The sequence below is a fragment of the Helicobacter cinaedi CCUG 18818 = ATCC BAA-847 genome, assembly GCF_000155475.1.
Lineage (GTDB): Bacteria > Campylobacterota > Campylobacteria > Campylobacterales > Helicobacteraceae > Helicobacter_C > Helicobacter_C cinaedi.
The window spans coordinates 642,613-655,011 of the sequence record NZ_DS990391.1; the positions used below are offsets into that span (position 1 = coordinate 642,613).

General features: G+C 40.1%; 10 protein-coding genes. 3 read left to right on the top strand and 7 right to left on the bottom strand.

Annotation, left to right across the window (positions count from 1 at the left end; translation table 11 throughout):
- Positions 1-22: 22 nt before the first annotated feature.
- Entirely contained in the window at positions 23-361 is a 339-nt protein-coding gene (locus tag HCCG_RS03370; RefSeq protein WP_002956019.1) for a hypothetical protein, read from the bottom strand.
- A gap of 177 nt (positions 362-538) precedes the next feature.
- On the opposite strand from HCCG_RS03370, the gene HCCG_RS03375 reads away from it, so the two are divergent.
- The gene (locus tag HCCG_RS03375) at positions 539-748 is read left to right on the top strand and encodes an alkylphosphonate utilization protein (RefSeq protein WP_002956020.1); all 210 of its coding nucleotides are present in this window, start codon (positions 539-541) and stop codon (positions 746-748) included.
- The gene (locus HCCG_RS03380) at positions 745-1,296 is read left to right on the top strand and encodes a hypothetical protein (RefSeq protein WP_230197844.1); all 552 of its coding nucleotides are present in this window, start codon (positions 745-747) and stop codon (positions 1,294-1,296) included. The genes HCCG_RS03375 and HCCG_RS03380 overlap by 4 nt, the downstream gene beginning before the upstream one ends.
- A gap of 96 nt (positions 1,297-1,392) precedes the next feature.
- Here the strand turns inward: HCCG_RS03380 and HCCG_RS03385 are convergent, their stop codons facing one another.
- The 3 genes from HCCG_RS03385 to ileS all read right to left on the bottom strand — a co-directional run bounded on the left by HCCG_RS03385 (position 1,393) and on the right by ileS (position 6,737).
- On the bottom strand, positions 1,393-3,594 hold the full coding sequence (locus HCCG_RS03385) for a TonB-dependent receptor (RefSeq protein ID WP_002956022.1): 2,202 nt from the start codon (positions 3,592-3,594) through the stop codon (positions 1,393-1,395).
- A gap of 162 nt (positions 3,595-3,756) precedes the next feature.
- Positions 3,757-3,903: a hypothetical protein gene (locus HCCG_RS12155; RefSeq protein WP_165815292.1), complete on the bottom strand. Its 147-nt coding sequence runs from the start codon at positions 3,901-3,903 to the stop codon at positions 3,757-3,759.
- 26 nt (positions 3,904-3,929) lie between these two features.
- On the bottom strand, positions 3,930-6,737 hold the full coding sequence (ileS, locus tag HCCG_RS03390; RefSeq protein WP_002956024.1) for an isoleucine--tRNA ligase: 2,808 nt from the start codon (positions 6,735-6,737) through the stop codon (positions 3,930-3,932).
- 154 nt (positions 6,738-6,891) lie between these two features.
- Here ileS and HCCG_RS03395 point away from each other — a divergent pair, with 154 nt between their 5' ends.
- On the top strand, positions 6,892-7,848 hold the full coding sequence (locus tag HCCG_RS03395; protein ID WP_015453902.1) for a fumarylacetoacetate hydrolase family protein: 957 nt from the start codon (positions 6,892-6,894) through the stop codon (positions 7,846-7,848).
- Here HCCG_RS03395 and HCCG_RS03400 read toward each other — a convergent pair.
- The 3 genes from HCCG_RS03400 to mreC all read right to left on the bottom strand — a co-directional run bounded on the left by HCCG_RS03400 (position 7,838) and on the right by mreC (position 12,393).
- Positions 7,838-9,106 carry a glycosyltransferase family protein gene (locus HCCG_RS03400; RefSeq protein ID WP_002956026.1) on the bottom strand — a complete coding sequence of 423 codons (1,269 nt, stop codon included), beginning with the start codon at positions 9,104-9,106 and terminating at the stop codon, positions 7,838-7,840. The two genes, HCCG_RS03395 and HCCG_RS03400, sit on opposite strands and share 11 nt — an antisense overlap.
- A gap of 24 nt (positions 9,107-9,130) precedes the next feature.
- Positions 9,131-11,431 carry a hypothetical protein gene (locus HCCG_RS03405; protein ID WP_015453903.1) on the bottom strand — a complete coding sequence of 767 codons (2,301 nt, stop codon included), beginning with the start codon at positions 11,429-11,431 and terminating at the stop codon, positions 9,131-9,133.
- A gap of 86 nt (positions 11,432-11,517) precedes the next feature.
- A complete protein-coding gene (mreC, locus tag HCCG_RS03410) occupies positions 11,518-12,393 on the bottom strand; it encodes a rod shape-determining protein MreC (RefSeq protein ID WP_015453904.1) in 876 nt (291 codons plus the stop codon).
- Positions 12,394-12,399 lie beyond the last annotated feature (6 nt).

The window sequence follows — 12,399 nt, forward strand, 5'->3', positions numbered from 1 at the left end:
TAAGCCCTAATCTCTATTTGTTTTACGCCAAAATATCAAGCAAATGCACCTCATCGCCCACACACGCAATATCATCAGCCACATCATATTCTACCACTGCCAAGCTCTCGCTCTCTTTAACAGATTCAGAATCTTTATGCGATTCTTGCTCGTTTTTTTTCTCCTGTTTATCATCAGGATCAATGGCTTTTGTCTCTTGTGCGGGGGCGACTTCTTGCACAGCTTTAAGTTTATCTACAAACTCTTGCATATTTGCATTGAGTGCAAAATCCACCTTTTGCATCGCATTTGCGTGTTGCATAGAGCCAACTTGGGAGTTTTGATTGATATAAGTAACATTTCCAATGGGACTAAGTGCCATATCCTCCTCCTTAGCTTTAAGCTATACATATCGTCTTTATGTCCTAACACATTAGCATTTATACGGCTTTTAAGCAAGGGTTATGCTAAGCATTCTTATTTTTCCTTGCAAATATGCACAAAAACGCTTATAATACCACTTCAAATTGAGCATATTTTAAGATTCTAAGAGGATAGAATGGCAAAAGATTCTAATGGCACAGAGCTAAACGCTGGAGATAATGTAAGCGTTATTAAAGATTTAAAAGTCAAAGGGGCTTCAAGCACCATTAAACGCGGCACGACAATTAAAAACATCAGGCTCACAAACAAAGATGATGAGATTGAAGCTAAGGTTAATAAATGCGGTGTGGTCGTGCTAAAAACCTGCTTTCTTAAAAAGATATGATTGAAAAATTCCACTCTATGACTCCCGCCACCCACCACAGCACAAAAGCCACAATACAATCTTTGTGTCTTTTTTTGTGTATAGGCTTATTATGTTTTGCTTTTCTTGGCTGTGATTTACACAAATCCCCGCGAGAAAAGGCTCAACAAGAGGCGATAGAAGGCTATATGCAAGGGCTATTTGGTGGAGATTTAGACAAATATCTACATTATTCTAGCTATGGCTTTGCCCTTCAATCTATGGGAAATGCCAACCTAGCCAATCTCTTTGTCGCAGCAGAATCCACGCGTGCAAAAATGCTAGGTGGTTATAAGCGTGTGGAGATTTTACACATTACACCAGATGAGATTGAGACGCAAGATTCTAAAGCTCAAAAACCCCAAGATTCTAGCTCCATAATGCCTACCGCAACCGCCCTTGTGAAAATCCACTTTGACAAAGTAGTAGTAGAATCTCAACTTCATCTTGTGAATTATGAACAAAATAGATGGATTATAAACTCCCAACTTAGCCTTGCTGATACCATAAGCTCACAGCTTCAACATTAAGATTGCTTCCCAACCTCCCACTTTAAACCCCTACTTTCTCATCAATTTGAGATTTTCTAAAGAAACTTCGCTTTGCTTGTTAAAATTCAAAATCCCCTAAAATCTCCCAGCAAGTGAGACAAAAAACGCCCTGCCACTCGCACGATAGTAGCTATAATAAGTGTGGTTAAAAAGGTTTGTGATATTTGAGCTTACATCAAAATGCTTATTTATCCGCCACCCTAAACGCAAATCCACAATAGCATAGCTATCTGTCGCTCCATATACACCACTTGGCGTAGGTGTATTGTTTGCGTTTTTATAGGGCTTACTTGCATATTCCACGCCAAAAGAGCCATAAAAAGCCTCCTTATCATAGTTAATCGCCCCATACGCTAAATGCGATGGAATCCCAGCGACCTTGTTACCAATCGTGGCAGATTCCACACTTTTTAAAATCTTAGAATCCATAAAAGTATAGGTTAAATGCACACTCAAACCATAGCCAAAAGGCAACATAAGAGAGCTTTCAATCCCTTGTATGCGATTTTTTCCAAGATTATCATACATTCCTTGCAAATTTTTATCCGCATAAGTGGTAGAATACTGCATAATCGCATTTGTCGTTGTATTATTAAAATAATACATTTTAAACGCTCCATAATCTTCACCCAAAACAATGTCCTGCTCAAAGCCCACATCAAAACTTATGACATTTTCAGGCTTTAAGCGCGCATTTCCCTTCACAGGTGTGCCATCCGTCAGCTTTCTATTACTAAACATTTGTGAGAAAGTCGGTACTTTAAAAGCCTGCCCAAATGATGTCTTAAACCGCGTTATATCGCTTGGAGCGTAGTTTAAAGATACCTTAGGGCTAAAGCTTTGCTTGGTATTTGTAGCGTAATTATTATCTTTATATATGCCATAGCCCCTCCAATAGTCATATCTCGCCCCGATATTTGTGCTAAAATGCTCCCCAAAGCTCCCTTGCCACTCGCTAAATACTCCCACACTTGCACTTTTTCCGCCTTGCGAAGTCGCCCTGCCCTGAAGTGCGGAGTTAAAATCTTTCCAATTTGCTATGTAGTCTTTTGTCTGCGTGTAAATATTGTGCCGATACTGCACACCGCTTAAGATTCTGTGATTTTCACTCACACTTGCAAGGTAGAGTAAATCAAGGTTATTTGTCTCATATTTATGATTTGTTTGTGAGCCTGCACCGCCATTTATGGTTGTATTGGCACTGTTAGGGGTTTGACCGCCATCGGGATTATTAAACTTATCCCACCCATCAATGCGTGAAAACTTCACTTCTATATGACTATCATTTGGTAGATAATGCTTATAGCCCACCGCACTCACTAGCTGATGATACTGCTCTTTGCCGATATGTCGCCCATAGAGAATAGGAGCTGGTTTGTTGTCATTCACATCGCTATTTTGCCCATAGCTTGGCTTGCCATCTTTGGTTAGAAATGTGCGTTGATTTTTATGATTATAGCTATACATATTCCACCGCACATAGCCACTCAATGTCCCCACATCGCCAATGTCATACTCCGCTTTCAAAGCACTATCATAAGTTTGATACGCCTGATTCCCCATATCGCCGATATTATACTTCATCGCTCCTGTGTTAGAATCTAGCGTAGGCTTCCCACCTTGATAGTCATTTATATTACTGACTACGACAGAATCTGCCGCATAGCCTTGTGAATTTGTCGTGCCAAAAGAGAGTTTCACTCGTAGTTTTTTCTCTAAAAACGCATCGCCCACACTCGCATATCCACGGAATGTATTCTTTGGGGCAAACTCCGTGCCTAGTGCGCTCCCATAGCCAAAACTCGCCCTTGTCTCAAAGGCTGTTGGCATACTTGTGATGAAGTTAATCGCCCCAGCAACCGCACCACTGCCATAAATATTTGAAAACGCCCCTCGCACCACCTCCACCTGCTCTATATCATCAGCACTCATCGCTGTTAGCATTTTGGTGTTGTTATTTATGTCATTTAGCATAATGCCATCAACCATTATCGCCGCACCGCTTAATCCGCGAATCTTCACGCCATCAAAGGTATCCATACCACGCGATTTACTCTGTTGCAGTCCCTCAAATCCACGCAATGTATCGCTAAATTTGTAATTTGGACGAAGATTGATTTGCCTTTGTGTAACTACGCTGACATTGCCCGGAGCCTCGTTGATAGGCGTATCCACACGCGAAGCACTCACTATGCTTTTATCCAATTTCACAGGGATTTCATCTTGTGCTAAAGATACACCTATCACGCTTAGTATCACAAATACTTTTAACTTCATCGTAATATCTTTTATGTAAAAACTAAAAAAGATATTACCACAATCATACTTTATTTACAATAGTAATACTAAAATGAGTGAGATTCCGCGGTAGCAATGACTAAAACACAATGTGTTAAATAATAAAATCTTAAATCACAAATTTGAAAAGATTCAAATTTTTTAAAAATTTTTAGGGCGAAAATGGCGGAGGATTAAAAATCCCACAAACGCACAAGAAAGCACCACAACAATTCCGCTAAAAGCCTCAAAATACCCAAATGGCTCACTCAAATTCCACACCTTTAAGCCAAAAAACTCAAATCCCATTACAAGCCCCCAAAGCCTATCACGCTTCAAAGTGTCGCCACCACAGCAGAGCAACGCTCACATAACACTCCATTTTCTACCACAAACTGCCAACACCGCTCACACTTAGCCATTTGTGCCTTGCGTATAGCAAAGCTATGTCCCTGCACTTCAAACTTCCCTAGCACATTCACATCTGCTCCATCTACACACCCCGCATATACACGTGAAACAATCAGCCACTTATCAAGCAGGGCAAAATCTTTTGGCAAAATAGGATCTCTACAATACACAATCTCCACTTCAAGCGAAGACTTAATACTTTTTTGCTTTTTAAGATTATCAAGCACTTCCCCAAAGCTCTCTCGCACATTTAAAAGCAAGGCAAAATCCACATCTAGATTCAAATCATACATATCTTTACACGCAAATCTTTTTAACTCAAAAATATCCTTGCATTCGCCCCCCAAATGATTATGTTTGATAGCTAAACTCGCGTGGCTAAAGGCTTCATTTGCCGTGTATGTCAGCACAGGGGCGATAAAATGTAGTAGCCTTTGAGAAAGTAGCACCATAGAGCTTAAAATCGCTCTCCTACGCACAGAATCTGCCCTGTCACAATACAAAATATCCTTACACAAATCTAAGTAGATTCCACTTAACTCATTGCTTAAAAAGTTCATCACCACTTGAAATGCCTTAGCAAAGTCATAGGTATCAAAGTAGCTATATGCGTCTTCAAACACGCTATCACAAGTTTGTAAAATCCATCTATCAATCGCCCCTAGCTCATCAAAACCCACCATTACACTTGGCTCAATGTCCGCATTAGCAAGTAAAAAGCGGATAGTATTGCGAATCTTGCGATACTGCTCTCCTACTTGCTTTAAAATCTCATCGCTTATATTTTGATCGCTTTGATACTGACTTAAAGCTACCCATAGACGCAAAATCTCACTGCCCTGCGTTTTTATAATCTCACTTGGGGCGATGACATTCCCCTTACTCTTACTCATTTTTTCGCCATTTCTATCAAAGGTAAAACCGTGGGTTAGAATCTGCTTGTAAGGTGCGATTTTACTCACCGCACAAGAGAGTAACAAAGAGCTTTGAAACCACCCTCTGTGCTGATCACTCCCCTCAAGATACATATCCGCTGGGTGTTCCCCCGCGTCATAAGCATTCTTAGTTTGATAATTATTTTTCAATACCGCACTCCAAGTGCTACCGCTATCAAACCACACATCAAGGATATGTTTGCTTTTGCTTAAGTTTTGTGCTAAATGCTTATGGCTCTGCGGGAGTAAGTCTTTAATCTCATAGCTCCACCACGCATCACAGCCCTGCTTTTCAAAAATCTCTGCCATAAACTCAAGCACTTCTATATCAAGCAAAGGTGCGTTTGTGTCCTTATCTACCAAAAAGGCAATAGGCACACCCCAATCTCTCTGCCGAGAGATACACCAATCGGGGCGATTTTCAATCATAGAGTAGATTCTATTTTTGCCATTTTGCGGATAGAATCTTACCTTGTCAAGCTCGCTTAAGGCTAATTCTTTTAATGTTTTACCTTGATAAAAAGGCTTATCAAGCAAAATAAACCACTGCGTTGTCGCGCGATAAATCACAGGCTTGTGCGAACGCCAACAATGCGGATAGCTATGCGTAATCACACTTTTTTTCAAAAGATTTGAACCTAGAATCTTAAAAATGCTCTCGTGTGTTTCAAAGATATTTTTCCCTACAAACTCTCCCGCATATTCCTTTGGCACAAGTCCCATAGATTCAACAAGTGGGCTAAAATTTCCCTTATCATCAACAGGCATAATCACAGGCAGATTATATTTTAGCCCGATATAGTAGTCATCTTCGCCGTGCCCGGGGGCTGTATGCACCGCTCCACTGCCCTCACTCATACTCACGTGTTCGCCTAAAATCACAAGTGAAGTCCTGCCATTTAGCGGATTAATGGCTTCAAGGTTTTCAAAAGCTTTAGCACTAAATTCTTGTGCGATTTCGCCAATACCTAGATTCTCCTTGCATTTGCTATGCAGGGCTTTTGCCACGATATAGCCATCAAGAGTAAGCACATAAGATTCATTTGGATTAAGTGAGATAGCCACATTTGCTGGGAGTGTCCAAGGTGTAGTCGTCCAAATGATAAGTTTGCCCTGTGGGATTCCAAGCTGGGATAATGCTGAATCTGCCAAGTTAAAAGATACAAAAATAGAATCTGATTGCTTCTCTTGGTATTCCACCTCTGCATCGGCTAAGGCACTCTCACAAGCCCAGCTCCAATAAATAGGCTTAGATCGTTCTGCCAAAAGCCCCTCTTTCACAAGGGCTATAAGCAAACGATAAATCTGTGCTTCAAAGGCAAAGTCCATTGTCTTGTAAGGATTGCTAAAATCCCCCAAAACACCCAAAGCTTGAAACTCTTCACTTTGAATCTCAATAAATTTTTGTGCGTGATTCCTGCATAGCTCTCGCAATTTCGTTTTTTCTAAATTATCTTTTTTAGTCTTGCCTATTTTTTGCTCCACTTGCTGCTCAATAGGCAGCCCGTGGCAGTCCCAGCCGGGCGTATAGCGGATATTTTCGCCCTTAAAATAATGATATTTCACAATAATATCTTTGAGAATCTTGTTTAATGCGTGTCCTATGTGAAGATGTCCGTTTGCATAAGGTGGTCCATCGTGAAGAGTAAAGCTTTTTGCACCCTTATTGGCATTTTTTAATCGCTCATAGAGATTATTCTCTTTCCATTGTGCGTAAGTTTGTGGCTCATTTTGAGGGAGATTCCCTCGCATTGGAAAAGTCGTTTGGGGTAAAATTAAAGTCTCTTTGTAGTCCATTGCTACTCCCTATTCATAAAAATACAAAAAGTAAAAATAAAGCTAGGATTGTAGCAAAAAATCCTAATTTTTGCCCCCTTTGTGTTAGAATATGCCACTTGCCGATGCTAGATTCTGCACTAGATTCTAAAAATATTAAGAGAAAGGATTAAAAATGAAATTTGTAAGCTTTGTGCCTTATGTGTGTGATTTGTATGCTAAAGATTCTGCCCTAGATGCGTTTGCCCTTTTTACCCAACCTTGTGAGCTTGGACTACTCATAGAAGATAGTAAAAATGGCGATAGAATCTACCCCTTTTCTAAACTCTTTGTGAGCGATATTCCTAGAATCTACACTGATATGCTGACATTTATTCAGTTTCACACACAAGAAATGCTAGATTCTATGCGGGAATATCACACCTGCCCTTATGCGTTTTCTATGTCGCAAGTTACACTTCTAGCCCCCATTCCTATGCCTAGACAAGATGTGATTTGCCTTGGCATAAACTACCTTGATCACGCTAGAGAATCAGCAGCTTTTAAAAAGGAGGTTTTTGATGAAAAGCGTGAAAATGCGGTGTATTTTAGCAAACGCGTGAATTACACCACGCCTCATAATGCCCCCATTGCAGCCCATAGCCATTTAACCCAAAAGCTTGATTATGAAGTAGAACTAGGTGTGATTTTAAAATCCCATCTCTATCAGCCTAAAACCAAGCAAGAAGCACTAGATTCTATCTTTGGCTACACAATTATTAATGATATTTCTGCTAGAGATATTCAACAAAGGCATAAGCAATGGTATATGGGTAAATCCCTGCAAGGCTCTCTGCCTATGGGACCTTGTGTGCTTTATGCTAAAGATGTGAATCCGCAGAATCTCACCATAAAAAGCTATGTCAATAATGAACTAAGGCAGGATTCTCACACTTCATTGATGATATGCGATGTAGCAAGTGCGTTGTATGAGCTATCGCATTATTGCCTATTACAAGCGGGAAGTATTATCTCTATGGGGACGCCAAGCGGTGTGGGTATGGGCTTTAACCCGCCAAGATTCTTACAAAAGAGCGATGAAGTGGTATGTGAGATAGAATCTGTCGGGAGTCTTAGAAATGTTATTGTATAGTGCAAGGCTCTTTTTGAAGTGGCATTTGCTCTAAAAGCTCTATGAGCGTATCGCGGATTTTTTGGACATTTTGATTGAGATTTAGCTCCAAAGCAGCGATGTGGGAATTTTGCTTCTTTGTGCTTATCTCTTCTGTGCTTAGGGCATTTAGGGCGTGAGCCATAGAATCTAGGCTAAAATCACTTGAGATAATGGCGTTATCATATTTTTCCGTAATGCTTTGCAAACTCTCAATGGGTGGCAAAAACAAGGCTAAACGCGATTGAATATATTCAAAAAATTTATTTGGGATTGTGGCAAAGAGATTGTGATTGTGCTGTGGAATGTATATAAAACCTATGTCATAATCATTCCCAAATGGCACTATTTGCTCCAAACTCACCGCGGGCAATACCCTGACATTACACCCCTGCTTTTGTAGCCTTAAAATGGCAGATTCTATCTTTTTACGATAAGGCTTTGTCCCACCTGTGAAAATAAAGTCCATACAAAACCGCTTATCAAGCTTTTGACACAAATAAATAATCTTATGAATATCGCGGTTTTTGTTTAACGCTCCGTGGTAGAGAATCTTAACCTTTTGGGGATTTGTGGGTGTGGGCTTAAGCTCATAATATGGGGGCAGTGAGAGTAAAAGCTCGGCTTTTAAGCCAAAATGTGTGCTGTATAGCTCACAAAATCGTGGCGATACGCTAAAGATTCTATCCGCCCTTTTAGCATAAGTTTCGCATAAATAAGTGTTAAATGCCTTAAAAAGTAGCCGCCAACGCAGTGAGCTTGTATTTTGCAATGGATAAAACTCCCTTGCGTCAAAGATAACGCGTGTAGATTGTGCTTCCTGCCTGTTGCTTTTAGAATCTAGCCGTTTAGAATCTTCTCGCTTAGAATCTAGTCCCGCAAACAGCACCGGCAAAAGTAATAAATCGTGGCAGATAATCACATCATACCTATGCGTTTTGATATGCTCCTTTACCACAAGGCGATTTTTGATAAAGCTTAGTCTATCCCACCGCCCACACATCACATCAAGCCATAATCGTAGCTCACCAAAAAAATTTCGCTTTTTATAGTAAGGATAGCTAAAGGTCGCAATATGTGGAATCTTAGGCATAGCACTGCCATCTTCATTATCAATCCCCATAACGCTTACTTCATACTTGCCCTGCTTTATCTCATCTTTGAGTGCTTCTAAGATTCTCATAGGACGCGGACAGGTTGAGATATTTGCCGCCGCTAGAATGAGAATATGCCTTTTCATATATTTTTGGTTTTGCTTATCGCTTTAGCTTTGAGTTTGCGTAATGGCGTCCATAAATGCCAAGATTCCTTCATACTCTTTCATCTCATCGCCCACTGCCCTAGCCTTTGCCCCAAGCTCTCTAAGATTCTCAATATATGCCCTATCCCCTGATACAAAATGCTCTAAAAGTGCTGTTGCTTTTTCTACATACTCTTTGAGCGAAAAGGCAAGGAGAGGGAGTTGGGATTCTTTAATAAGTGCAAATGCATTATCAAAGTCCGCCCGTGTTTTAAGTGAGCCATCTTTATTAGGGATACTCTGCCAAGCTTTAAGTGAGGTTTGAATGCCTTCAATGCGTTGCTCTTGTGGAATCTTACTTAAAGCGATACTTAGCCCACCTTTTGCCACATATTCTATGCGACTTTCGCCCTGTTCAAGCGGAAAGCTATCAAGCCATATATCAATGATATGCCCATAGATTCCACTATCTATATAGCCTGTGAAATGCATCCTTTGTAAAAATGCTTGAGCCTCTGCCTCTTGTGTAAAACAGCTTGTGATACACTCGCTTATAAGGCTTTCATTCCCCCCACCACAGGCTAGATAAATGCTTTGCGGATAGCGTTGCATTATCTCAATCACGCATTGCCAATATTCCTTAGAGTTGAGCTTTGTTAATCGCCCGATACTCCCTAAAATCACGCTATCTTGTGGAAACTCACTGCGGATTTGAGCGATTTTTTCTTTAGCTTGTGAATCTAGCTCGGGATTATAGAATCGCTCTAGCATTTTCACCGGCACACCATAAAACTCATAGCCCTCGTGAGAAATATGGCGTTTATTTTGACAAATATGTGTCATTTTAGAATCTACACAAGGCACATCATAGACAAAATTCCCGTGGGAATAATAAATCTGGCTCTTTGCACTGCGTGAAGCAAGGATAAAATCGCTTATACCATAGCCATTATTTGGGCTAAGGAGAATACTGATATTATCGGTATTTAACGCCTCTTTGATAGCAAGGGCTTTTTGCAAGTGGGAGTTATAAAAGCCTTGCGTATGAAAGCCTGATACTACATCAATCACAGGAATGCCAAGATTCTCATAAGATTGCACGATTTTTTCATCATCTACACTTTTTTCAAATAGCTTCATCGCATAGATTCTTATCTCATAACGCTCCTTAAAGGCTTGATTGCTTAAAAGGTTGCTTAAAAGGCTAAATTCCACTTTATAAGGGGAATTTGCAACCAGCCTATCACGCAAGATTCCTATGCGGATTTTATCCGTTGGCTGATGATTTGATACGCCATAAATGCCTTGATTTTTGGCAAAGCTCTCATAATGCCTAACTGCCACCCTATCAATATCCTTACAAAATCTAGCCCATTGCTCCTGCGTGTGAAAGTTATTCCCACATAGATGATACATAAAAAACTGCATATACATCGCCTCATCAATGCCCTCTATGCTACCTTTCTCAAGCATAGTATAAAACAGCTCTTTCCACACTTCATAGAGTTCTAGCCACGCGTGATGATTAAAAAAATGTGAAACATTCCAAAAACAATGCAGTTGCCAATTTAAAATACTGCGTCTGCGTTGGCTAGGGTAGGCAAAATATACTTCTTTGTTAAGTTGATTTTTTAGGGCATTAAGCATTATTGACATATCTACACCTAGATTCTCAAAATGCTTGATTATAAAATTTGCGTGTTCTAGTGAAAGCGGAAGGTTTATATCCACAAGGCAGATAAGTGAAATATATTCAAGTATAAGCCTATCAAAATTGCCCATATCTCGCAGAATTTTCGCCACCATATACAGCTCAATAAACAAAAGATTTTCAACATCGCTATTACCATCAACAAATAGGCTTTTTTGTGCCATTGTGATAAACACATCAAAACGCGTATCTTGTGATATATTCTCAAACTTTGTATATGTAGAAATATGCGTAAAAAGCAAAAGAGAGAGATACTCCACCCCACACAACACCCCCTGTGTCAGCAAAGTATAGATTCTCTCCCGCAAAAGCGTGATAAGCTCGGCTAATACAATCCTGCCATTTGAATGATTTGCAAGGAGCTTTATATCTGTATGCGTAAGGGAGCTAAATTCTTGCATAAGGGAATCTAAATGGGCTTTTGTAGAATCTTGCTGTATTGAAGCGATAATGATATGCAAAAACTCCATAAGCCTATCAAGCCGCTCTGTCTCATTTTGCTGTGTTTGGCGTGGCTCTATATTACTTGGCGTGGAATGTGGGGAGCTAGAATCTTGTGTTGCAAAATGGGCTTTTGTAGATTCTGCGGAATTGTGAGAGATGTGCTTTTTCATTCTTTAGCCCCTATGTCTTAAAATCCTTACTCTTTATCGCCACTTGATATTGTAAAGTTTTGCTTTATGTATCCGTGCCTTCATTGCTACATATTAGATTCTATATTTTCTTGTGGCTCTTTTTGTGAATCTTGGGGCTGATTGCTGTGAATCTCATCTTGTAAGAGATGAAGCTGTGGAGTTTCCCTATCAATAATCCACACATAAGAAAGCTCACCCAAACTTGCATAGGGCTTAACCTCAACGCTCAAATATCCATAATTTTCACGCACATTTTCCACCACACCCACAGGAATATTTTCCAAAAAGATTCCATCAAGTCCGCTTGTAAAGACCCTATCCCCTTTATGAATCTCAGTCCAGGGGATATAATCCACAAGCAAATTTCCACCTGAAGAGCCAGAGACTATCCCCATAACCCGATTCTGCCCAATATACACATCATAGTTACAATTCGCATTGCCGTTCAAAAAGCCCTCAACGCGTCCATTCTGCACCACTGCTACACCAAGGGCTGCATTATCTTTTACTATGCCAAAGATTCTATCTTCCAACGCCTCGCTCTTGCGATAGTTTGAGAGATTTGTATCAAGCCATACTCTATCTTTTTCCCCAAGCGTGGCAAAGGATATAATTCTAGCTAAGTGAAAATCACTCAAGCCGTGGATAAAGCCATCTTGTCCCACAATTTTTTGATATTTAACAAGTTCGTTTTTGAGATTTTGATTTTCAAGGGAAAGTTTGTCGTAGTCTTGAAGCTTTTGATTTAAAGATTCTATCTGTGCGGCTTGATCAAAATGCCTATTGTAGGTATCAGCTATGCTCTCCCCTGTGTTTAAAAAGAAAGTTTTAATATAATCGCTCACACCTAAAATCTTTGCCTGAATCCCCCTATCCACCTCCATAAGCACCAAAATAGAAGCAATAAAGATAATCCCAAAGACAAGGATTTTATACCGCATAATCCG